The sequence below is a fragment of the Candidatus Manganitrophus morganii genome (assembly GCA_021651055.1).
Taxonomy (GTDB): Bacteria; Nitrospirota; Nitrospiria; order SBBL01; family Manganitrophaceae; genus Manganitrophus; species Manganitrophus morganii.
Genome location: JAJHOH010000001.1, coordinates 2,905,645 through 2,928,026 on the forward strand (window position 1 = coordinate 2,905,645; position 22,382 = coordinate 2,928,026).

19 protein-coding genes are annotated in these 22,382 nt (G+C 59.4%); all 19 read left to right on the forward strand.

All coding sequences use genetic code 11. The features are described 5' to 3' along the window. Nucleotides 1-6 precede the first annotated feature (6 nt). Complete coding sequence (gene glmS / locus MCM46_13435; GenBank protein ID MCG3112813.1) at nt 7-1,827, forward strand: glutamine--fructose-6-phosphate transaminase (isomerizing); 1,821 nt, start codon at nt 7-9, stop codon at nt 1,825-1,827. A gap of 52 nt (nt 1,828-1,879) precedes the next feature. Next, nucleotides 1,880-2,932, forward strand: a complete 1,053-nt coding sequence (locus MCM46_13440; GenBank protein ID MCG3112814.1) for a glycosyltransferase family 2 protein — start codon at nt 1,880-1,882, stop codon at nt 2,930-2,932. Further along, entirely contained in the window at nt 2,904-3,233 is a 330-nt protein-coding gene (locus tag MCM46_13445; GenBank protein ID MCG3112815.1) for a hypothetical protein, read from the forward strand. The genes MCM46_13440 and MCM46_13445 overlap by 29 nt, the downstream gene beginning before the upstream one ends. An 84-nt stretch (nt 3,234-3,317) precedes the next feature. Then, complete coding sequence (locus tag MCM46_13450) at nt 3,318-4,562, forward strand: GNAT family N-acetyltransferase (GenBank protein ID MCG3112816.1); 1,245 nt, start codon at nt 3,318-3,320, stop codon at nt 4,560-4,562. Then, nucleotides 4,559-5,725 (forward strand): aminotransferase class V-fold PLP-dependent enzyme, encoded by a 1,167-nt coding sequence (locus MCM46_13455; GenBank protein MCG3112817.1) that lies wholly within the window; start codon nt 4,559-4,561, stop codon nt 5,723-5,725. The genes MCM46_13450 and MCM46_13455 overlap by 4 nt, the downstream gene beginning before the upstream one ends. Next, nucleotides 5,722-7,014, forward strand: a complete 1,293-nt coding sequence (locus MCM46_13460; protein ID MCG3112818.1) for a GNAT family N-acetyltransferase — start codon at nt 5,722-5,724, stop codon at nt 7,012-7,014. Before MCM46_13455 ends, MCM46_13460 begins: the two co-directional genes overlap by 4 nt. Then, nucleotides 7,011-8,153, forward strand: coding sequence for a polysaccharide deacetylase family protein (locus tag MCM46_13465; protein MCG3112819.1), 1,143 nt, complete (start codon nt 7,011-7,013; stop codon nt 8,151-8,153). The genes MCM46_13460 and MCM46_13465 overlap by 4 nt, the downstream gene beginning before the upstream one ends. A gap of 9 nt (nt 8,154-8,162) precedes the next feature. After that, nucleotides 8,163-9,317 (forward strand): UDP-N-acetylglucosamine 2-epimerase (non-hydrolyzing), encoded by a 1,155-nt coding sequence (wecB, locus tag MCM46_13470; protein MCG3112820.1) that lies wholly within the window; start codon nt 8,163-8,165, stop codon nt 9,315-9,317. A gap of 22 nt (nt 9,318-9,339) precedes the next feature. Next, nucleotides 9,340-10,761 (forward strand): O-antigen ligase family protein, encoded by a 1,422-nt coding sequence (locus MCM46_13475; protein MCG3112821.1) that lies wholly within the window; start codon nt 9,340-9,342, stop codon nt 10,759-10,761. Beyond that, nucleotides 10,758-12,344, forward strand: coding sequence for an oligosaccharide flippase family protein (locus tag MCM46_13480; GenBank protein ID MCG3112822.1), 1,587 nt, complete (start codon nt 10,758-10,760; stop codon nt 12,342-12,344). The genes MCM46_13475 and MCM46_13480 overlap by 4 nt, the downstream gene beginning before the upstream one ends. An 11-nt stretch (nt 12,345-12,355) precedes the next feature. Beyond that, complete coding sequence (locus MCM46_13485) at nt 12,356-13,570, forward strand: glycosyltransferase (GenBank protein ID MCG3112823.1); 1,215 nt, start codon at nt 12,356-12,358, stop codon at nt 13,568-13,570. After that, nucleotides 13,567-14,613: a glycosyltransferase family 4 protein gene (locus tag MCM46_13490; GenBank protein MCG3112824.1), complete on the forward strand. Its 1,047-nt coding sequence runs from the start codon at nt 13,567-13,569 to the stop codon at nt 14,611-14,613. The genes MCM46_13485 and MCM46_13490 overlap by 4 nt, the downstream gene beginning before the upstream one ends. After that, nucleotides 14,610-15,569 carry a hypothetical protein gene (locus MCM46_13495; GenBank protein ID MCG3112825.1) on the forward strand — a complete coding sequence of 320 codons (960 nt, stop codon included), beginning with the start codon at nt 14,610-14,612 and terminating at the stop codon, nt 15,567-15,569. Before MCM46_13490 ends, MCM46_13495 begins: the two co-directional genes overlap by 4 nt. A gap of 9 nt (nt 15,570-15,578) precedes the next feature. Then, nucleotides 15,579-17,450 carry an asparagine synthase (glutamine-hydrolyzing) gene (gene asnB / locus MCM46_13500; protein MCG3112826.1) on the forward strand — a complete coding sequence of 624 codons (1,872 nt, stop codon included), beginning with the start codon at nt 15,579-15,581 and terminating at the stop codon, nt 17,448-17,450. A gap of 4 nt (nt 17,451-17,454) precedes the next feature. Further along, entirely contained in the window at nt 17,455-18,660 is a 1,206-nt protein-coding gene (locus MCM46_13505; protein MCG3112827.1) for a hypothetical protein, read from the forward strand. After that, nucleotides 18,644-19,384 carry a hypothetical protein gene (locus MCM46_13510; GenBank protein MCG3112828.1) on the forward strand — a complete coding sequence of 247 codons (741 nt, stop codon included), beginning with the start codon at nt 18,644-18,646 and terminating at the stop codon, nt 19,382-19,384. Before MCM46_13505 ends, MCM46_13510 begins: the two co-directional genes overlap by 17 nt. Next, nucleotides 19,368-20,348: a polysaccharide deacetylase family protein gene (locus tag MCM46_13515; protein ID MCG3112829.1), complete on the forward strand. Its 981-nt coding sequence runs from the start codon at nt 19,368-19,370 to the stop codon at nt 20,346-20,348. Before MCM46_13510 ends, MCM46_13515 begins: the two co-directional genes overlap by 17 nt. After that, a complete protein-coding gene (locus MCM46_13520; GenBank protein MCG3112830.1) occupies nt 20,345-21,583 on the forward strand; it encodes an ATP-grasp domain-containing protein in 1,239 nt (412 codons plus the stop codon). Before MCM46_13515 ends, MCM46_13520 begins: the two co-directional genes overlap by 4 nt. Then, nucleotides 21,567-22,379 carry a PHP domain-containing protein gene (locus tag MCM46_13525; GenBank protein MCG3112831.1) on the forward strand — a complete coding sequence of 271 codons (813 nt, stop codon included), beginning with the start codon at nt 21,567-21,569 and terminating at the stop codon, nt 22,377-22,379. The genes MCM46_13520 and MCM46_13525 overlap by 17 nt, the downstream gene beginning before the upstream one ends. The last annotated feature ends 3 nt before the right edge of the window (nt 22,380-22,382 follow it).

Sequence of the window (22,382 nt, forward strand, 5' to 3'; positions counted from 1 at the left end):
GTGTATATGTGCGGGATTGTCGGTTATGTCGGAAATCGAAATACGGTGCAGATTTTGGTGGAAGGGCTGAAACGGTTGGAGTATCGCGGCTATGATTCGGCCGGCATCTGCTACTTCATCGAAGGGACGATGGCGGTCACGAAAGAGGTGGGAAAGCTGATCCATTTGGAGAAACGGCTGGCGGAGGAGAAGATGGAAGCCGCGTCCGGCGCCGGCATCGGGCACACCCGCTGGGCGACCCATGGGGCGCCCAGCGTGGGAAATGCCCACCCGCACCGTGATTGTTCCGGACGTTTTTCGGTCGTTCACAACGGCATTATCGAGAACCATACCGTCTTGAAGAAGCGGTTACAAGAAGAAGGGCATCACTTCCTCTCCGAAACCGACACGGAAGTCATCGTCCATCTGGTCGAGAAATACTTTCAGGGCGATCTGGCCGCGGCGGTCCGCAGGGCCTCTTTCGATCTGGAAGGGAGCTTCGCCGTTGAAGTGATGAGCGCCCTCGCGCCCGACGAAATCGTCGCGATCCGACGGGGAAGTCCCCTGGTGATCGGGACCGGGCAGGGGGAGCAGTTTGTCGCCTCCGATATCCCGGCGCTCGTCTCTTATACCCGGGAGGTTTTTTGGCTGGAGGAGGGAGAGCTGGCGGTCGTTCGTCCGGAGGGGGTCCGGGTGATCGATCTCCTCTCCGGGAATCCGGTTCAGAAAGAGATCCAGTCCGTTCCCTGGGATGCGCAGCAGGTCGAGAAGGGACGGTTTCCGCACTACATGCTCAAAGAGATCCACGAGCAGCCCGACGTCATCATGGAGATGGGGCGGCGGGAGGTCCTTTTTCAAGGGGCGCCGCCGGAGCGCCGATTCGCCGGGGCCGGCGCGGTCTCGCAGATGTATCTCGTCGCCTGCGGCACCTCCTGGCACGCGGCGCTGGTCGGGAAGCGGATGATCGAAAAGATGACGGGAATACGGGTGGAGGTCGACATCGCCTCCGAGTTTCGATATCGGGAGCCGATCTTCGACGCCGGGACGGTCACCGTCGGGATCAGTCAATCGGGAGAGACGGCCGATACCCTGGCCGCCCTCCAATTGGCGGCGGAAAAAGGGAGCGCGGTCTGGGCGGTCTGCAACGTCGCCGGAAGCAGCATGACCCGGCTTGCGGAGACGGTCTTCTACACCCATGCCGGTCCGGAGATCGGGGTCGCGTCGACCAAGGCGTTTACCTGTCAGCTGGTCGCGCTTTATCAGCTGGCGAGCCGGATCGCGGAGGCGCGGGGGATCGGTTCTTCCTCGATGGAAGATCGCAAGAACCGACTTTCGGCGCTGTCGAAGCAGATTCAGGAGATCCTCCAAAAGGAGGAGGAGATCCGCGCGCTGGCGATTGAATATTATCAAAAACGGGACTTCCTCTTCATGGGCCGGGGGATTCATTATCCGATCGCCCTGGAGGGAGCGCTCAAGTTGAAGGAGATCTCCTACATTCACGCGGAAGGATATCCCGCCGGAGAGATGAAGCACGGGCCGATCGCCCTCATCGATCCGGAGATGCCGGTGGTCTTTCTGGCGCCGCAGGACGCCGTTTATGAAAAAGTCCTCGGAAACATCGAGGAGGTTCGGGCCCGGGGGGGAAGGATCATCGCCCTGGCGCAGGTGGGAGACGAGCGGATCGCCGCCAAGGCCCATCATGTGATTTATCTTCCCAAGAATGACACGTTTTTGAACCCCGTGTTGATGACGATTCCCTTGCAGCTTTTGGCTTATCACGTCGCGCTTCAGAAAGGGTGCGACGTCGATCAACCGAGAAATCTCGCTAAGAGCGTGACCGTGGAGTAAGGGGCCTCACAGCGTAAAATCCCCTCTCTCTTTTACAATAAAGGAAGGTGAAGTGAGTCTGGTTAAATTCGTTTTCTGGCTCTCGTTTTTCGTGATTCTTTATACCTATATCGGGTATCCGCTGGTTTTATCCGGTTGGCGCTCTCTGAGAAGACAGAAGGTGAAAAAAAGAGAGATCCTTCCCTCGGTTTCGGTGATCGTCGCCGCCTATAACGAGGAGCGGGTCATCGAGAGAAAATTGAAAAACCTCTTCGGCCTCGACTATCCCGCCTCTCTTTTGGAGATCATCGTCTCCTCCGACGGCTCGACCGATCAAACGGAAGCGAAGGTAAACCGATGGAAAGAGCAGTATCCGAACGGACCCTCCCTCCTCCTGCTGACGGCGCCGGCCCACGTCGGGAAGGCGGCGGCCCTCAACCGGGCGGTCGCCCATGCCCGCGGAGAGATTCTCGTCTTCACCGACGCGCGGCAAAAGCTCGATCGGAAGGCCGCCGCGGCATTGGTTTCCAATTTCGCCGACGACCGGGTCGGGGCGGTCAGCGGAGAGTTGATCTTGGTCGATCGGCCGGGAGGGGAAGGGGCGTCGGGGGTCGGTTTGTACTGGCGATACGAGAAGTGGCTTCGAAAAATGGAAAGCGATGTCGATTCGATGCTGGGGGCGACCGGGGCGATTTATGCGATCCGCAAATCGCTCTACGATCCGATTCCGGCGGAGACGATTCTGGACGATGTCCTCATCCCGATGCAGGCGGTTTTCAAGGGATATCGGACCGTCTTCGAGCCGAACGCCTTGGCCTATGATTTCATCGTCAAGCGGACGGAAAACGAATTCGCCCGGAAAGTGAGGACCCTCGCCGGGAATTACCAGCTCCTTTGGGGAATCGACGCGCTCCGGTCGTGGCGAAGGAATCGCGTCTTTATCCAGTATTTCTCGCACAAAGTGGCGCGGCTGGTGGTTCCCTTCATGCTGATCCTTTTGTTGTTCTCGAATTTATTTCTGATGCAGGGGGTTTACTTGGTTTTTCTTTGGCTTCAACTCGCTTGGTACGGTTTGGCGTTATTAGGAGGAGTGTCGAATGGGAAGATTGATCCGAAAACAACGTGATGGCGCACGGCACGTCACAGGAGAGGCGGCCGCCGCGACTCCGATTCGATCGGCGGAAGCGGTCTCCGAAGTCCCGTCGCGAAAACAGGGCCGGGCGCTTCGCTTGCTGAGGGGAGCGGTTCAATTCCCCTACACCTTCGTTGCAATGAACGGGGCGGCGGTGGTCGGCCTCTATGCCTTCCTTCGAAATCGCAAAGACATCTGGGTCCGCACGGCCGATGTGGAGGCATGGGAAACCCTGCCGGAGCCGACCGTTTCGTTGTCAACGGCGCGCCCCCACTCGGTGAGGAAAGCAGCCTGAAGGCTGGTGACGTAAGGGGTCAGTTCAAAAGATTTAAATTTTTCATCGTTTACGCCTCACGTCTTTTCAAGAAAGGAAGGCCTTTTGAATTATCAAGTGGAAGAGATCTCCGATGTTGACGCGTTTATCTCATTGGAGAAGGAGTGGAACGCCCTATTGGTCGCGGCGCCGGTGAATGCCCCTTTTCTGCGGCACGAGTGGTTTCGGGTCTGGTGGAAGGCGTTCGGCCGCGGAAAACGACTCGCGATCCTCACGGTCCGATCCGGCGACGGCCGCCTGGCGGCGATCGTCCCCTTCATGGAGGAGCGGGGATTCCGAGTAGGGATTCCTTGCCGGATCTGGACCTCCATGAGCAACGACCATTCCTCCCGTTTCGATTTTATTATGGGCGAGGCATCGGACGAGGCGCGCGCCCGGATCGTCGAGGCGCTGGCCGCCTTCTTATCGCGGCGAACCCCTCGGGTTCATCTTCTGGAGTTGCAAGATTTTCCCGTCGACTCTCCGGCCCTGAGCCTTCTTCTTGATACGGTCGTCCGGTCGGGGCGGAAGGTCGGCCTCCGCCCCGAATTGGAAACGCCGTTCATCCCGATCGAAGGAAAGTGGCTCGATTATTACGAATCGATCTCCGGGCATCTGCGGCGCAACCTGCGCCGCCGCCGGCGACAGCTGGAGGAGCAAGGAAAGGTCGAGGTGATCTGCGTGACCGGAGAGGAGATCTCCGGGGGGCCGGCGCGGCTGGCCGATCATCTTCGGGAGGGGTTCCGGATCGAGGCGATGGCCTGGAAGGGATCGGCCGGGACCGCCATTCGCGAAAATGAAGGCTGGGTCGACTTCTATCAGGAATGGGCCCGCACGGCGGCGGAGCGGGGCTGGCTGCGTCTCTATTTTTTGAAGCTGAACGATCAGCCGATCGCTTTTTACTACACCCTGGTTTATGGGCGGAAGCTCTACTACTTGAAACTGGGATACGATCCCGCGTACGCGAGGTATTCTCCCGGCATTCTTCTTCACCAGGAGATCCTCGCCTCAGCCTTCGACCAAAAGCTCATCGAGCTCGACTTCCTGGGGCCGATGATGGCGTGGAAGCAAGATTGGGCCAAAGGGGTCCGCCCCCATGTCTGGGTCTACCTTTTCCAAAGAGGGTTCGTTCCGGAGATGATCTATTTAATCAAATTCAAACTGTTCCCCTATTTTAAAAAGATCGATTGGGTGCATCGGTTGCAGCAGAGGCTCTTTGCGAAAGGGCCCTCCGAGCTTTCCACGAAGTCCCCATCAACAGTGCTACCTCAACATGATTCGCTCGAAGAGGCGAGGAAAGAAGCAGCATGAATCCGGCGATCGTCATCAAAGGAAAATCTCGGTCCAAAGGGTATTTCATTCCGGTTCTTCCGGCGCCGTCGGCGACCTCTCTCCGGCGGAGGGAGGGGGCGCTTCCGTTTCCGTTCAGCCATCCCCGCTATTACGATTATTATTTCGGGCGGAACGCCGTCTGGCACGGGATGAAGCAGATCGGCCTTCCCGAGAACCGCCGCATTTTGGTCCCCGCCTACCACCACGGGGTGGAGGTCGAGGCGATTTTGCAGGCCGGTTATCAGGTCGATTTTTACCGGGTCAACCTCAAGCTCCAGATCGATCTGGAGGATCTGGAGAAGAAGATTACCCCGGAGACCGGGATGATCTACCTCATTTATTACATCGGATTTCCCCATCCGGTTGAGGAGATCGTCCGGCTCTGCAAGAGGCATGGCCTCTCCCTGGTGGAAGATTGCGCTCTCTCGCTCTTCAGCGAAATCGACGGAAAGCCGATGGGCTCTTTCGGCGATGTCGGCATCTTCTCCTTCCATAAGACCCTTCCCCTTCCCAATGGGGGAGGATTGGTCGTCAACCGGACCGACCGGCCGCTTCCTCCGCAACGGATCGGGCCGCCGCTCGTCTCCACATTGAGCCATTTGACCGGCGGAATCATGAACCGGTTGAAGATGTCGCATCCCGCCGCCGGCGCGCTTCTCCACGCTTTTTCGCGGGAGTTCGTCTCGACCCTCCTGAGGATCGGGAAGGTCGATCGGACCAGCGTGGCGAATATGGAATTTAATTTGAACAAGGTCGATTGGGGGATGTCGGGGCTGTCGAAAGCGATCCTTCAAACGATCGATTCCGCCGAGGTGGTCTCGCGGCGGAGGGAGAATTTCAGCTACCTTCTCGATCGGCTCGACTGCAAAGATCGCTTTGTCTTCGACGCCCTTCCGCCGGGGGTCTGTCCCCTTTTCTTTCCGATTTTGGTCGAGGAGAAAGAGCGGGTCTGCCGGAATCTGATGGCGCGGGGGATCGAGACGGTCGATTTTTGGGGGATCCCTCACCCCTCGGTCCCAAAAGGAATCTACGGCGAGGTCGAATACGTTCGGGCGCGCCTTCTGGAACTGCCGATTCACCAAGGACTCCACCAGGGCCACCTGGATTATATGATCGAGATTCTCAAGGAGACGCTTCGATGATCTCGAAAGAAGCCCCCTCGCCGATGACCCCCACTTTCAACAAGGGTTTGGTCGAAACGGTCTTTTCCGACCCGTCGATTGCGGTGGAGCGGGTCTGCACTGACGAGGGGCTTTTCGAATCGAAGGCCGATTGGGAGCGGCTCTTCGCGCAAGCGTCGGCTCAGAATCCCTTCTTAAGCTGGGAGTGGATGGCGGCCTGGTGGCGTCATTTGGGCGCCGGGAAGCTCCATCTTCTCTTTGTCCGGCGTCAGGGAGCGTTGATCGGTATCGCTCCCTTCTATCAAAGAGAGATCCGATTGGGTGGGATCTCGTTCCGCGCCCTCTCGTTTCTCGGGGACGAGGCGGTCGGATCGGACCACCTCGATTTTCTTTCCCGGAAAGGGTGTGAGGACGAGGTGGCGGAGGCGGTCGTTCAAGCCTGGCTGCACGATCGCCGCGGCTGGGATTTCATCGCCCTCCGGCATATGGCGGAGGCGTCGCCTCACGCGGACCGGTTCCTCCGTCTCACCGAGCGGGGGTGGCGCGTTCAGCGGCGGGAAGGGGAGGTCTGTCCCTATCTTCCCCTGGCGCCGACCTGGGAGGCTTTTCTCAACCGGCTCAGCGCCAGCATGCGCTACACCGTCCGCCGGAAAATCCGAAATCTCGAGAAGGGGCACCGGGTGGAATTCATCGCGATCGATGATCTCAACGAAGGCCGGCCCGCGATGGAGCGGTTGCTCGCCCTTCATCAGAAACGATGGGGGGATCGCGGGGGATCGGATGCTTTTGTCAGCGAAATCAAGCTTCCCTTTCACCGGGAGACCGCCGAGGCATTTTTCCAACAAGGGACGGCCCGCCTCTTCTTTCTCAAGGCCGACGGCGAAACGGTCGCCGCGCTTTACGGCTTTATTTTAGGACAGCGGTTTTTCTATTACCAGGCCGGCTTTGATCCCGCTTGGAAGGGGAAGAGCGTCGGGATGGTCTTGATGGCGAAGTGCATCGAGGCGGCGATCTCGCAGGGATGGAGCGAATTCGATTTCTTAAGGGGGCCGGAGGAGTACAAATCCCATTGGACCTCCGATCGGCGGCAGACGCAGCATTGGATCCTCTCTCCGCCCGGAATGAAAAATGACCTCTACCGGTTTCTGGCCGCCTCGTCGCAGACCGGCCGGCGTCTGGCGCGGCGCTACCTTCCGGACGCCTGGGTGGAACGGTTGAAGGGGAACCGGGTTGCAGGTGTAGGGCCAGGTATCGAGCCGGGTGTCGAGCCAGGTATCGAGAAAGACGCAAAGGAAAAGGAATCGGAATGAATGTAATGAAGTTCAAACAGCGCAACGGGTATCCCTTCTCCGGGAATGGAGACGCGGCTTCCCCCCGTCCCCGGGCTTCCCGCTTCCGCCGACTGTTGAAGTCGGCCGTGGCGGGGACCGCCTATTATAGCGGGCTGCTCGATCTCTATATTCAATTTCGGGATCGATGTCCGGCCCAGCGCCGCCTCTTTATCGTCGGTTATCACGCCGTCGTCGAGGAGACCGACCGGGCGATCGACGCGGGAATGATGCCGCAGCAGCTGATTTCCAAATCGCTTTTTGAGAAGGAAATCGACCAAATCGGCGCGCAGTTCGACTTTCTCTCGATCGATCAGGCGGTCGATTTCCTGGAAGGGAGGTTTCATCTCAAGCGCGACAGCGTCGTGGTGACCTTCGACGACGGATACCGGGGGATCTACGATCATGCCTACCCGGTTTTGAAGAAAAAGGGGGTTCCGGCGATCTTCTATCTTTGCAGCGATTATGTCGGCACCTCCCTTCTGTTCGATCATGACCGGCTTTTTTATTTGATCCAAAGGGCGGTGAATGCCTCCTTGCCGATCGAGGGGCTGTTGCTTCAACGTGACGTCCCGTTCGATTCGGCGAATCCGATCACGCACGGCGCCCCGCTGGAGGTGACGCGGCGTCTGCTGGAGATCTGTTCTAAAACCGAACTGGACGGTTTCATCCGGCTGCTCCAGGAGAAGCTCTCCGTCGGCGGCGCCGATTTTCCGTCCGAAGCGGCGATCGTCGGGTGGGACGAGGTGAAAGAGATGGCCGAGGGGGGAATGACTTTCGGATCACACACCGCCAGCCACTGTCTTTTGACCGAAGTCGATCCGAAAGTGGTGATGGAGGAGCTCCGAAGCTCCAAGGCGTCGCTGGAGGCGCGGCTCGATCGGAAGATCGAGCATCTCGCCTACCCCGACGGAAGGGTAAACCCGTTTATCGTCGAAGCGGCGCGCGCCTGCGGCTATCGCTCCGCCTGCACCACCGCCCACAGCGTCAACCGGATCGGGGGGAATCTCCATCTCCTCGGACGGGAGCTGCTCTGGGAAAACAGCGCGTTGGGATGGTCGTCGAACTGCTCGAAGGCGATGGTGGCGTCGCAGATCAAGGGACTTTTTAAAACAGGGTAGGAGAATAAGATGATTCGAATCGTTTGTGTGGTCGGCGCGAGGCCGAACTTTGTGAAAATCGCCCCGCTGGTCCGGCACATCAAGGAAGCGTGGAGCGACACGTTTGAGGCGACGCTGGTCCATACCGGCCAGCATTACGATGAGAAGCTCTCCCAGGTTTTCTTCGAAGAGCTTCAGATTCCGCAGCCCGATGTGAACCTCGGCGTCGGCTCCGGGACGGCGACGCGACAGATTGCCGAAATTATGCAGCGATTTGAAGAGGTCCTCCTTTGGAAGAAACCCGACCGGGTCGTCGTGGTCGGCGATGTCAACTCCACGTTGGCCGCCGCGCTGGCGGCGGAGAAAATGGGAATTCCGGTGGCCCATGTCGAGGCGGGGCTCCGTAGTTTTGACCGGGCGATGCCCGAAGAGACCAATCGGGTCCTCACCGACCGGCTCTCCGATCTTCTTTTTGCGACGGAGGAGAGCGCGGTTCAAAACTTGCTAAACGAAGGGGTCGAGAAAGATCGAATCTTTTGGGTGGGGAACTTGATGATCGACGCTTTGATCAGTCATGCGCAGGAAGCCGAGCGATCGACGATTCTGAGAGAAATGAACGTGGCCGCGCAGCAGTATGCCTTGGTCACCCTGCATCGCCCCTCCAACGTCGATACGCCGGAAGGGATGGGCCGGATTTTGACGATCCTCTCGGGGGTGGAAAAACAGATACGGATCCTCTTTCCGATCCATCCGCGGACCCGCGGGCGGATGGAGGAGTTCGGTCTGGCATCCGCAATCCGCGCCCTTCAAAACGTGACCCTCTGCGAGCCGGTCGGTTATCTCGATTTCATCCGGCTGATGCGCGACGCCAAGGTGGTGTTGACCGATTCCGGGGGGATCCAGGAGGAGACCACCGCGTTGGGAATTCCCTGCCTGACCCTGCGAGAGAACACGGAGCGGCCGGTCACGATCACGGAGGGAACCAATCTTCTGACCGGGACCGATCCGGAGCGGGTCTTGGCGGCGGTGATCGATATTTTGGAGGGGCGCGGGAAGCGCGGGAAGGTCCCGACCCTCTGGGACGGCCAGGCGGCCCGTCGCATCGTCCGGGTTTTGCAAAGCCGATCGACGCGTCGGGAGCCGAGTCAAGAGGTTCCTCTTTCAACGATCCTCCCCCGTTCTTAGCGGAGACTGTAACGTGGCGCAGATGGAAACAGTTCGAACCCCTTTTCCGAAGCGGCGCTTCGGCGGATCGATGACCGCTCTCGGCTGGAGGAAAACGGCGGAGGTTTCGGAGACGGGAGGCCGATCGTTTCAGGAAACGGAGGCCCCCTCACGGCAAGAGCGGATCGCCTACGGCGCGCTCCTCTTGTTTGTCGCCCTCATCTACATTACCCCCGGGACCCTTTATCCGCCGCTGGAAGCGGTGCCGATCGCCAAAGGGGTGGCGGTGATCTCTTTTCTCTTTCTCTTCTCCGCCCTGCGAGCGAAGGGGGCCTCCTGGAGGCTCTCCGATCCGGCGACCCTCTGGCTGATCGCCTTTGTGGCGATCGGAGGATTGTCGATTGCCACCTCCCTCTGGCGGATCTATTCCTTGAATGCGTTTCTCGACGTCTTGAAGCTGATCCTGGTCTATCTCCTGGTCCTCCATCTCGTCGATCGCCTGGAGCGGGTCCGCCGGCTCTTCTGGGTGATGCTCTGGGCGGGGATGGTCCCGGCGGCCGGGACGCTGGCGCACTATCTCCTCAAGATCGATCTGGTCGAGGGGTATCGCGGCGCCTGGCGGGGGGTTTACGCCGATCCGAACGATCTCGCCTATAACCTGATCGTGTTGGTTCCGATCGGCCTGTCTCTTCTGGAAGCGGAGCGATCGTTTGTCAAAAGAGGTCTTGTCTTCGGCATCTTGACCGTCTTTATGATGGCCATTTATGTGACCTTTTCCCGGGGAGGGCTCGTCGGGCTGATGGCCGTCTTCTTCTTCCAGATCCTCCGCTCGCGGAATCGGATGCTCCATTTTTCGCTCGCAACGATTCTCTTGATGGTTTTTTTAGCGGTGGCGCCGGCCCGGTATTGGGAGCGGGCCGAGACGATCTTGAAGTTCCACCACGACGAATCGGCGATGGGGCGGGTCTACGCCTGGCAGGCGGGGCTGTCGATGGTGGCCGATCGGCCGCTGCTCGGCGTGGGGCTGGGCTGTTTTGTCATGGGCTGGCCGATCTACGCCCCCGCCGAAGCGGGGACGAAGTGGCGAGCGGCGCACAACACCTTTGTGGCGGTCATGGGGGAGACCGGCCTGCTCGGACTGGCGGCGTTCGGCGCCTTTATCGGAACGACCTTGCGGGGGGCGCAGAAAGTCAACCGTTTGGCCCGCCCGGCGCCGCGGCCGCTCTTCATCTCCCCCTCCGTCGAAAAGAAAGAACCGGCCGAAGCCCCTTCCGTGACCGAAGCAAACCGGCGGGCGGCGCTTTATGCGCGCGGTGTGGAGATCGCCCTTTGGGGATTCCTGGCGTGCAGCTTGACGCTCGGAATCGCGCGAAGCTGGCCCCCTTACCTCTTTGCCGGTCTGGCCGTGGCCCTTTACACCCTCAGAATGGCGGACGTTAGAGAAGCGCGTGGAGAATTCAAATGAAGCCGCCCCGGCAGAACGACATCTTAAAAGGGGTCGAGGCGGGATCGGGAGAGTCGATCGATCTCCCCCCGTCGCTTCCGAAAGGAGAAGCCAAACCGGCTTCGATCAACAAGCAGGCGTTGACGTTGATTTTCGGGCGGGGTCTCTCCTCCAGTTTTACTTTTTTGATTCCGATCGTCCTCGCCCGCTATTTGGCCCCGGCCGAATATGGCACCTACAAGCAAATTTTCCTGATCTATGCGAGCCTCTTTTCGATCCTTCCGTTCGGGATTATCCAGAGTCTTTATTATTTCGTGCCGAAGGAGCCGGAGCGGATGAAAGCGTACCTGGTCCAGGCCTTTCTTTTCCTGCAGGGGTCCGGGCTGATCGCCCTTCTCTTTTTGGCGTTTTTTAGGGAGAGCATCGCCCTCCAGCTCAGCAATCCCGGCCTCTCCCCATATCTCTTCCAGATGGGGCTTTTTATCTTTTTGATGCTCTCTTCCGCTTATTTCGAAGCCCTTCTGATTTCTTCTCAAAAGATCGGCCAGGCGGCGCTGCTCGGCTTTGTCTCGGAAGCGACCAAAACGGCGAGCATGTTGATCCCGTTGATCCTGACCGGCCGGCTCTCCGACCTCATGTGGGGGATGAACCTCTTCGCCTTTTGCCGGTTCTGCTTTGTCTTTGTCTATGTCTTCCGAAGCTACTCCCTCTCCTGGAAGGATGTCCAGTGGCCCGCCTTTCGGCAGCAGATGGTCTATGCGATTCCGTTCGGCCTGGCGGTGATTCTCCAGGTCTCCCAGGACCAGTTCCATCAATATGTCGTCGCCTACTCCTACAGCGCCGCCGTTTTTGCCGTCTATTCGGTCGGGATGTTCCAGCTTCCGATCGTCGAGCTGATCTACACCCCCATGTCGCAGCTCTTGATCGTTCGGATGGCGGCGCTCCGGCAGCGGGCAACCCGGGAAGAGATCATCTCCCTTTGGTTCGATATCACCCGAAAATTGGCGATGGTTTTTTTCCCCGTCTTTGTCTTTTTGCAATTGATGGCCCGTGAGCTGATCACGCTTCTCTTCACGCCGACCTATCTTGCCAGCGTCCCCCTCTTCCGCGTCGCCCTCCTCTCGTTGCTGACCGCCATTATCCTGACCGAAGGGGTGCTTCGCGCCTACGCGGAAACCCAGTTTATTCTCAAGACCACCTTCATGAAGCTGGTGCTCACCTTGATTTTGATCTTCCCCTTTCTGGCCTGGTTCGGGCTTTCCGGGGGGGTGGTCACGCTGATCGTGGTGCTGGCGACGGCGAAGACGTTGATGCTCTGGAAGGTCTCGCGTCTGATCCCGCTCCCGCTGGCCGCCCTTCTCCCGTGGCGCGACCTCTTCAGCATCGCCTTTTTTTCGCTCCTCTGCGGGATTCCGGTTCTTTTTGTCAAAAGTTTCGAGATCGCCTCGCCGCTCCTTCTTCTGGGGATGTCGGCGGCGGTTTTTGCGCTCTTTTATCTGATTTTCCTCTTCACCTCGCACCTGATCACCTTTGATGAGAAGCGGGAGATCGCCCGAATGGTCCGGCGGGTGGGGGCGCTTCTTCCGGCGACGTCCAAATCGTAGTGAGGAATGGTATGACGAAACCGACCGTGCTCCACCTGATTGATTGCCTCTTTATCGGCGGCGGCGAGATGCAGATGGCCGATCTCCTCCGGCGGATCGACCGGGAAAAATTCCGCCCGCTGGTCGGCTGTCTTCGCAAGCAGGGGCAGCTCGTTCCCGTTCTGGAGGAGGCCGGGATCGTCGTAGAAGAATTTCCGGTCCGCGGCAAGCTCTTCTACCCCCGCTCGATCCGGGAGATTCTCCGCCTTGCCCGGTTCATGCGCAGGGAGCGGGTGCAGATCGTCCATACGCAGGATCTCTACTCCCACCTGGTCGGCGTCCCCGCCGCGTTGATCGCGCGGGTGCCGGTCGTGATCACGAACCGGCTCGATTTGGGGCACACGATGAAGCGATGGCATCGCCGGGCGCTGAAGCTGCTGTCATTCGCGATCACCCGGGTGATGGCCAATTCCGAAGGGGTCCGGACGATGCTGATCGAGGAGGAGAAGATCGATCCGGCGAAGATCGAATTGATCTACAACGGGGTCAACCTCGATCAATTCCAGATTCCGTCGAAGGAGAAAGGACCGGTCCCGCCTGTGCGTGATCTCCGCCTTGAGCCGGGGGATCGGCCGATTGTGGTCGTGGCGAATCTCTGGCCGGTGAAGGGGCATGAGATTCTCTTCGAGGCGGCGGTTCGGGTCACCGCCTATTACCCGACGGCGAAGTTCGTCCTGGTCGGAACGGGGGCGGCGCGCCGGGCGATTCTCGAAGCGCGGGCGCGGGAACTCGCGATCGACAAACAGGTCCTCTTTCTCGGCCCCCGTCAGGACGTTCCTCAGATCTTGCCGCAGATGGAAATTTCGGTCCTCCCCTCGCTGGCGGAGGGTTTCTCGAATGCGATTCTCGAATCGATGGCGGCCGGCCTTCCGATGGTGGCGACCGACGTCGGGGGCAACCGCGAAGCGATCGTGGAAGGGGAGACCGGTTTTCTGGTGCCGCCGCGCGATCCGGAGACCCTGGCCGACCGGATTCTCCGACTCTTGGGCGATCGGGAGGGGGGGCAACGGATGGGAAAGGCGGGAAGGGAGCGGATCAAGACGACCTTCTCGCTTCAGCGGATGGTGACCGAGACGGAGCGTTTTTATGAACGGCTGCTGGAAGAACGGGGGGCGGGGGCCCGGGGCCGGGGGCCGGAGGGTCAGAAAATTGAAACCGATCTCTCGCGCGTCAAGGTCTCGCCATGATGAAGGTCCTCTTGATCGGTGATTATCCCCCCCCCTACGGCGGGATCTCGGTGCATGTGCAGCAACTCGCCGACTTCCTCCGGCGGCAGGGTTCCGAGTGTGTCGTGCTTGACATCGAGCGCGGGACCGATCCCAAGCCGGGAGCGATTCGGTTCAATGGGTATCTCGGTTTCCTCTGGACGTTAATCCTTTTTTCCGGACGGCGGTATGTGAGCCACATCCATACCAACGGCCATAATTTCAAAAGCTGGCTGGCGATCGCGGTGACGGCATGGGTCGGTTTTTTCTCCGGCCTACGGAACATCGCCACCGTTCACTCCGGACTGATGCCGGCGTATGCCGCCGGGGGTCGGCGCCGCAAACTTCTGATCCGGGCCGCCGTTTGGCCGCTGGGAGGGGTGATCGCCGTCAATCAAAAGATCGAGCGGGCGCTTCTTGAGATCGGTGTTCCGCCGTCGCGCATTTCGGTCCTCCCGGCCTTCGCCCTCGGCCCGCGCGCCGAGGTGGTGCCGGCGTGGGCCGGAGATTATCGAAAACGGTTCTCCCCCCTCATCGCCTCGGCGGTTTATCTGGAAAAGGAATATGGGACCGATCTGCTGGTGAGCGCCTGCGCGGCGCTTCGGAAAAAATATCCGCGCCTCGGCTGCATCATCATGGGCTCCGGTTCGGAGGAAGAAGCCATTCGATCCCAGATCCGGACGGAAAAAGGGGAAGATTTTCTCTTCCTGCTCGGAAACGTTCCTCATGATCTCTGTCTCTCTCTGATGGCGCAGTCCGATCTTTTTGTCCGTCCGACCCTCTTCGATGGGGATGCGATTTCGGTTCGGGAGGCGCTGGCGCTCGGTGTCCCGACCGTGGCGAGCGACGTTGGGTTTCGGCCTCACGGGACGCGGCTCTTCAAGCCGGGGGACGTCGCCGACCTGGCGCTTCAGATCGATCGGGCGCTGCAGGAGGGGCGGCCCCCCGCCGCGGCGGAGGAAATTCCTGAAAATCTGGTCCTCCTCCGGGGGGTGTATGAACGGGTGGTAAAGGAGAGACGATGAAGCGATCTGTAGAACAAGAAAAGGCGCCGGGACCCCTCTTCTTCAAGGACCCGTTAATCACTATCCGACGTGGGAAAAATAATGAGCCGCATCGCCCAAGCCGGCCGCTTCAGACCGTTCTTCCCAAGAACGGGGCGTCCCCTTCTCCGGGGACCCGCACGTTCTTGGGGGAGGAGGTCGATTATGTCGAGCGAGAGGAGCCGATCGACCGCGCCTCCCCCGCCTGCACGCAGAAACGCTCGGTCCTTTTCGTCAAACCGGACTACTCGATTGTTCGGGACCTTTTTTCGGGGGAGGGGGTCGTGAATATCGACTGGCTTCATTCCTTCGCGCCGCAGGCGCGGATCGAAGGGAATCTGGCCGAGGGGTTCCATATCACTACCCCCGACGGACGCCTCTGGCTGGTTGCCTTCGGAACACACATGAAGGGGGTCGAGGTGCGACTGCATGCGACGGAAAAGCAGGTGGTAGTTCGGAGCGCGGGGCCGCTCCCGCTCTTTCTGACCACGCTGCTTTATCCCGATCACGCTTCTTCGCTCAGCCGGTATGATTTCAAATCGCTCTACTTCCCTTCGATCGAAGGGGGAAGCGCCTTTGAGGTTCTGACGGCGACCCACACCGATACGTTCCTCTTCGCACCCGCCCGGAAACGGCTTGCCCTTTCCAACGTCCGGTTCGAAGGGGAGCAGCTCTTCGTGCGACGGGACTATGTCGGGGAGATCGCGCGCGTCTTCGCCCTCTCCGGCCGATTCTGTTATTGGGAGGGGAAAACCCTTTTCGAGAGCGCGCAGCCGGTCCCCTTCCTTGAACTCTCTTATCGCGGAGAAATTTTGTACGTTCGGGGAACCCTCTCGGGACCGATCTCCTTTTATGCCGACGGGGTCGAAGAGGTGCATGTGAATGGAGAAAAGACCTATTTCACGCGGGACAGGGATCGATTGATTCTCCATTTTTGAGGGACGACGATGTGCGGCATTGCAGGGTGGGTTCAGAGAGATCCGAGACAAGAGGTCGATCGTGGCTTGCTGGAACAGATGACCGATCTGATCCGGCATCGCGGTCCCGACGCGGGGGGGCTCTTTACGGAGCCGGGAATCGGTCTGGGGCATCGACGGCTCTCGATCATCGATCGGGAAGGGGGCCGGCAGCCGATGACCAACGAGGACGGATCGGTCTGGATCGTCTTCAACGGGGAGATCTACAACTTCCAGGAGCTTCGTCCCGAGCTGATTCAGCGGGGACATCGGTTCGCCACCCGATCCGACACCGAGGTGATCCTCCATGCCTATGAGGAATTCGGCCCCGACTGTCTCCGGCGGCTGCGGGGGATGTTTGCCTTCGCGATCTGGGACCGCTCCAAACGGCAGCTTCTTTTGGCGCGCGATCGCCTCGGAAAAAAACCGCTCTACTACACGCGGCGCGACGGCGCGCTCCTCTTCGCTTCGGAGGTGAAAGCGCTTCTAACCGTTCCGGGGGTGACGCGGGGGGTGAACTGGGAGGCGATCGATCCCTATCTGTCGCTGCGCTACGTTCCCGGTCCGATGACCCTCTTTCAAGACATCACCAAGCTGATGCCGGGGCACTATCTTCTTTATAAAGAGGGAGAGGTCAAGGTCCAAAGCTACTGGGATGTCGCGTTTCGAGAGGAAGAGGATGGGAGAGACGATCTGCAGGAGGAGTTCGAAGCGCTCCTGAAAGAATCGGTCCGAATGCGGTTGATGAGCGAGGTGCCGCTCGGCGTCTTTCTATCGGGCGGCCTCGACTCCAGCGCCATCGTTGCCGAGATGACTCAGATTTCGAAAGAGGGGGGATGGAACCGGCCGATTCAGACCTTCTCGATCGGCTATGACGATCCGAAGGCGAATGAATTTGCCTACGCGCGGGAGGTGGCAAAATATTTCGGAACCGATCACCACGAGTTTCTCCTGGAAGGAGATGCGTTCCATAATTTCATTCCCAAAATGGTCTGGCATCTCGATGAGCCGATGGCCGATCCTTCCTGCGTCCCCTTTTTCTTCATTTCAGAATACGCCAAGAAATCGGTGACGGTGGTTCTTTCGGGAGAAGGGGCCGATGAGATCCTGGCGGGGTATGGGCTTTACCAGAAGATGCGCCTCATCGACCAGGTTCAGAAAAAGGTGCCCGCATGGCTCCTGGGCGGTGCCGCGCGGTTGTTATCAACACAACGGGCGGCCCGCTGGCGGAAATATGCCGAGTGGATCGATCGCCCGCTGGAAGATCGGTATTGGGGGGTTTCGCGGGTCTTTACCGAGACGGCCAAGCGCGAGCTGCTTCAACATCCCGATCAAGGTCGATCGGTCGCGGCCCTCTTCAAAGAGTATTACCGGAAGAGCGCCGGCCTCGATCCGCTCAACCGAATGCTCTATCTCGACACCAAGGTCTGGCTTCCCGACCAGATCCTGCTGAAGGCTGACAAGATGACGATGGCGAATTCGCAGGAGCTGCGGGTTCCGTTCCTCGATCATAAGCTGGTCGAGTTTGCGGCGACCCTCCCGATCCACCGGAAGCTTTCTAAAGGGGTGGGGAAACGCCTTCTTCGCGAGGCGATGGCCCATCGTCTCCCGGAGCGGATTCTGACCCGGTCCAAAAAAGGTTTTCCGATCCCGGCGGTCTGGTTCCGGAAGGAGGTCCTGCCGGCGGCGCGCGCGCTCTTCTCCGAGCGCGGCTCGCTCATCGGCGAGGTGATGCGAAAAGAGAAGGTGGCGCAGATGTTGGCGGAGGAGGAAGCGCATCCTTACACCCGTCACAAGGAAATCTGGACATTGGTGATCCTCGATTATTGGCACCGGATTTTTATTCGACAAAAAGGGAGTTGAACAAATGAAGGAAAGCGCCGTTCGTGTTCCGTCGGATCTGTCGGGTAAGGTGGGCAGCCCCACAACCCTGGAGGAGACCGTCCGCCCTTTGATTGAACTGTCGATCAAAGGATTGGAGCGGATGTGGATGAAAGATCAAGGGCTCTTCTGTTTTACGGTGCGCGACGGCCAAAACGGTCCCGCGCCGGAAGGGGTCTCCCTCCGTTATACGGCGATCACCCTTCTCGGCCTGCATCGCGCCGCAACGAACGGCTGGCCGGTTCCGCTCGATCTAAAGTCGATCCTCCGTCAGACGATCGACGCCGCGCCGACGACACGGAACATCGGGACCCTGGCGCTGATTCTCTGGGCGGGGGCGGCCTTGACGCAAAAGGTCGATCCGAAGGTCGAGGCGGCGATCCGGTCGCATGGTCCTTTTTATCAAGAAGCGGGCAACGGGGTCTATGCCACGACCGAGCTGGCCTGGCTGTTGATCGCCATGATCGAAGCGGCGGAGATCACCACGGGGGCCGAGCGGCATCGCTTCGAGGAGACAGCCCATCTCGCTTACCGGCTTCTGAAACGGAATTTCAATTCGAGGAGTTCGCTGTTTGCTTTCTCCACGCAACTCTCCAGCAGCTGGACGCGGCCGCTTCGGAGCCGGCTCGGCTTTTTCGACGGGCAGGTTTATGGAATTTATTCCTTCGCGCAGTATGCGCGGCATTTCTCGGACGGGGAGGCCCTCTCCCATGCCAAACACTGCGCCGAGCGGATTTGCGATTTCCAGGGAGGGCGGGGGGAGTGGGCATGGCATTACAATGCCCTGCGGGGAAAAATGGTCGACCGTTATCCGGTCTACGCCGTCCATCAACATGGGATGGCGCCGCTCGCCCTCAAAGGGCTCTCCGAAATCTCGACCGGCGATTACCGTGTTGAGATCACCCGGGGGCTTCGGTATCTCTTCGGCGAGAATCCCCTCGGGTTTCAATTTGTCGATGAGGCGCATTCGGTGATCTGGCGGTCGATGAAGCGGCGATCTCCGATGGCGAAAGCGATCTACATCAATAAGGTCGCCAGCTTCGTCGGGCCGACCGGCTGGATCTCGGCCCTGGATCACCCGTCGCTGATGATGATTGATCGCGAGTGTCGCCCCTATGAGCTTGGATGGCTGCTTTTTGCCTTCTCGGACATTCCGCCGAAAAAAGAGGGGGGCCATGGACCGGCCGTCTGAACGACAGATCGGAGCGCTTCATATTCACTCGGACACCTCGCATGACGCCGAGTGGCCGCTGGCGCGATGTAAAACGGTCTTCAAAGCGGAGGGGTATCACTTCCTGGCGATGACCGAACATGCGGAGGGGCTCGACTCGGAGCAGGTGGCGGCCTGGCTGGACGAGTGTGATCGCCTCTCCGATTCGGACTGTCTGCTCCTCCCGGGGTTCGAGTTCTCCGTCGGACGGAATATCCATCTCCTCGGGTTCGGCATCCGGAAGTTGCTCCGCGGCAGGTCGATCGAAGCGCTGATCGATCAGATCCATGAGGCGGGGGGGGTGGCTGTCTTGGCACATCCGACTCCGGCGGCGCTCAACCTGATCTATCCCGCGGCCGAAGCGCTCGATGGCATGGAGATCTGGAACACCCGCTATCACAAAGGAAGCCGTCTGCCGCTCCGGTTGTTGCGGGCGCTGGAGCAGCTCCGAGAGACGCGGCCCGCTTTCCACGGCTTTGCCGGGATCGATTTTCACAAAGGGACGCAAGACCGGCGGCTTTCCGTCGCCGTCGAATCGCCCCGAACGGCGGCCGGCATTCTGGCGGCCCTGCGGGACGGACAGTTTACGATCGAACGGGGTCCCGTTTCGATCCCGGCGACCGGGTCGCTCTCGCTGGGAGAGCAGATCAAGTTCGCGCTTCAAACCTCTTTTTCGCGGATGGAATCGGATGCGGTCTCTTCTTAAGCGAAAATTGCAGCGGGGGATCAAGTGGATGGTCCGCCTCTTTTATCCCTTCTATCTTCTGATCGATTTTTTCAGGAGACGAGAAGAGGTCCGGATCTTGATGTACCACAAAGTTTCCAATCTTCCGCCGGAGCGGGAGGTTCCCTATTGCAATGTCCCGGTCGCCTCCTTCGAGACGCAGATGCGCTTTTTGGCGAAGAGCGAGTTGGAGGTGGTTGCATTGGACGATCTCGGGGGCTGGCTGGAAGGAGGGTCTTTCGGAAGGGGACGGAAAAAAGTGGTGATCACCTTTGATGACGGTTTTCAGGATAACTATCTTTACGCCGCGCCGATTTTGAGGCGGCATCAGTTGCCGGCGACCTTCTTCGTGATCACAGGGGCGATCGGACGCAATGCCCCTTTCGATCACCTTCAATGGGATGAATCCTCGTTGGCCGATCAAGCGGCGCACCCGGAGCCGTGGCTCCCGATGACCTGGGGGATGCTCGGCGGGTTGAAAGAGCAGGGCCATACGATCGGATCCCATACCTGGTCCCATCGCTCACTCGCCGGTCTGACCCGGAGCGAGGTCTGGAATGAAATCGCCCAGTCGAAGAAAGAATTGGAGTCGGGCCTGCAGACGGCGATCACTCTCTTTTCTTATCCTTTTGGTTCCGCAGTCTATGGCGATTTGAATGAGGGGACGGAAGAGGCATTGAGAGAGGCGGGATACCGCTTTGCCTGCACGACCAAATGGGGGGCCAACCTGGCCGGGGAGCGTTGCTACCGGCTCAAACGAATTCCGGTTTATGACCATGACACCCTCTTCGATTTCAAGTGCAAGGTGGTCGGCGCGGCCGATTGGGTCGGATGGCTGAAGGACGGCTGGCAGAAGAGATTCCGGCGGGACGATAAAACCGAGTTCATCCCGACGATCCGAGAAGAGGGAAGAGAGATTTCCATCAACACGGAGAGATCGCCATGAAGGTATTTGTGACCGACGGCGCACAGAACCATGCCTTGGCGGTGGCCCGCTCCCTGGGGGCGAAGGGGGTCGAGGTGGTGGTCGGGGAATCTTCCGTCCTCTCCAAAGGGGGGTTTTCCCGCTATTGCCGGCAGCGTCGGGTCTATCCCTCCCCGGCGGAGAGTGTCGGCGGTTTCCTCTCCTGGATGGTCGAGGAGATGAAAAAAGGGGAGTATGATTTCCTCCTGCCGATGACGGAGGGGTGTCTGCTGCCGATCTCGGCGAATCGGGATCGTTTTCTTCCTTATGTCCGCCTTCCGCTCCCCTCACATGAAGCGATCTTTCAGGCCTGCAATAAAGCAGACACCCTTGCCCTCGCGCAGCAGGAGGGGGTTCCGATTCCACAGACCTGGTTCGTGGAGGAGCTGATGGAGCTGCCGGCCCTGGCAAAGACGATTCCTTATCCGGTCGTGATCAAGCCGAAGTGGTCTTCTTACTGGAAAGGAGACCGGATGACGTCGGGAGGAGGGGCGGCGTATGCCTTCGGGCCGGACGAGCTGGTGGAGAAGTTCCGGCGCGTCCATCAAGAAATTCCGTTCCCATTGATCCAGTCGTTTGTTCCCGGAAGAGGATATGGGCTTTACGCCCTCTTCGAGGAGGGAGAGCCGCGGGTCTTGTTCGCCCATGAGCGGCTGCGGGATGTCCGGCCGACCGGCTCGGGGAGCGCCTTGCGGAGGAGCATCCCCCCCGATCCGCTGTTGACGAAGCATGCCGTGTCGCTCCTCAAAGCGCTGAAGTGGCACGGGGTGGCGATGGTCGAATTCAAGTGGGAGCGGGGGCGCTCCGAGCCGGTTCTCATGGAAATCAACGGGCGTTTCTGGAACTCCCTTCCGCTGGCGATCGCCGCGGGGGTCGACTTTCCTTGGCTTTTGTTGCAGATGGCCCAAGGAAAGCCGTTCGACGATTTCCCGGCATATCAAACCGATCTCCTCTGCCGGTGGTTTCTCGGCGACTGCCGTCATCTCTTTTCCGTTTTGCGCGGGGCGCCGCCGGGATGGCCGGTCCCTTTTCCGGGGCGGGGCAAGACCCTTTTAGACTTTTTAAAATCGCACCGGCGGGGAATCGTCTCCGACACCTTCCGATGGGAAGACCCGATGCCGGGATTGATCGAGTGGCTCTATTTTGCCTTCACGAAAGCGCCCGGATATTTTCGAAGCTCCAAGAGGAGGCTTGCCAAACATGCCGAACCGGTTTAAGGCCGCGCTTCACCTTCATACCACCTATTCGGATGGGGAGCTGACCCTGGAAGAATTGAAAGCCCGGTTCCAGAAGGAAGGGTTTCGATGTTTGATGATGAGCGATCATGCCGAATCGATGACGCCGGAAGGGATGGAAAGGTATGTTGCTCAATGCCGCGCCCTCTCCGACGATCAATTCTGCATCGTCCCAGGTCTTGAGTTTGCATATCCATTTGAGAGCGGCAGTCTTCACCTGCTCGGTTACGGCGTCAGTCGGTACCAACGCGAGGAGGAACCGGTCGAGATGGTCAAGACGATTCATCAACTGGGAGGGGTCGCGGTATTGGCCCATCCTTATCCGCCGTTGTTGCCTCAAATCGTTCCGATGAAAGGAACGATTGATGGGATCGAACTTTGGAACACGAAGTACAACGGCCGAATTGCCCCCGCCCTCTGGAATTACGAGTTCTTGAAGGAGGTGAGGAGACTCCGGCCGGAAGTCCTCGGTTTCTACGGCACCGACTTTCATTGGAAGACGCAATACGCCGGGCTAGCGGTCTGGATCGAGGCCGACGCGTTGACCCCGGCATCCCTTTTAGCGGCGCTTCGAAACGGAAAGTTTTATGCGGAAAAAGAGGGGATGCGCCTCACCCCGGACGGCTCCCTCACCTCCGATCAGAAGTCTTCCTTCGAAAGAAAGGAGCGGTTTTATCGGCTCTGGAGAAAGATGGTGGTCGGCGCGCGGGGCCCCTTCAAGGCCCTTCGTCTCCCGATCCCGCAGCGGCTCAAGGCGATGGCAAGGAAAGTGCTCTAATTC

Coding starts and splice junctions, on each gene's coding strand:
- glmS (MCG3112813.1), top strand. CDS start 7: ATGTGCGGGATTGTCGGTTATGTCGGAAATCGAAATACGGTGCAGATT.
- MCM46_13445 (MCG3112815.1), top strand. CDS start 2,904: ATGGGAAGATTGATCCGAAAACAACGTGATGGCGCACGGCACGTCACA.
- MCM46_13455 (MCG3112817.1), top strand. CDS start 4,559: ATGAATCCGGCGATCGTCATCAAAGGAAAATCTCGGTCCAAAGGGTAT.
- MCM46_13460 (MCG3112818.1), top strand. CDS start 5,722: ATGATCTCGAAAGAAGCCCCCTCGCCGATGACCCCCACTTTCAACAAG.
- MCM46_13465 (MCG3112819.1), top strand. CDS start 7,011: ATGAATGTAATGAAGTTCAAACAGCGCAACGGGTATCCCTTCTCCGGG.
- wecB (MCG3112820.1), top strand. CDS start 8,163: ATGATTCGAATCGTTTGTGTGGTCGGCGCGAGGCCGAACTTTGTGAAA.
- MCM46_13475 (MCG3112821.1), top strand. CDS start 9,340: ATGGAAACAGTTCGAACCCCTTTTCCGAAGCGGCGCTTCGGCGGATCG.
- MCM46_13480 (MCG3112822.1), top strand. CDS start 10,758: ATGAAGCCGCCCCGGCAGAACGACATCTTAAAAGGGGTCGAGGCGGGA.
- MCM46_13485 (MCG3112823.1), top strand. CDS start 12,356: ATGACGAAACCGACCGTGCTCCACCTGATTGATTGCCTCTTTATCGGC.
- MCM46_13490 (MCG3112824.1), top strand. CDS start 13,567: ATGATGAAGGTCCTCTTGATCGGTGATTATCCCCCCCCCTACGGCGGG.
- MCM46_13495 (MCG3112825.1), top strand. CDS start 14,610: ATGAAGCGATCTGTAGAACAAGAAAAGGCGCCGGGACCCCTCTTCTTC.
- asnB (MCG3112826.1), top strand. CDS start 15,579: ATGTGCGGCATTGCAGGGTGGGTTCAGAGAGATCCGAGACAAGAGGTC.
- MCM46_13505 (MCG3112827.1), top strand. CDS start 17,455: ATGAAGGAAAGCGCCGTTCGTGTTCCGTCGGATCTGTCGGGTAAGGTG.
- MCM46_13510 (MCG3112828.1), top strand. CDS start 18,644: ATGGACCGGCCGTCTGAACGACAGATCGGAGCGCTTCATATTCACTCG.
- MCM46_13515 (MCG3112829.1), top strand. CDS start 19,368: ATGCGGTCTCTTCTTAAGCGAAAATTGCAGCGGGGGATCAAGTGGATG.
- MCM46_13520 (MCG3112830.1), top strand. CDS start 20,345: ATGAAGGTATTTGTGACCGACGGCGCACAGAACCATGCCTTGGCGGTG.
- MCM46_13525 (MCG3112831.1), top strand. CDS start 21,567: ATGCCGAACCGGTTTAAGGCCGCGCTTCACCTTCATACCACCTATTCG.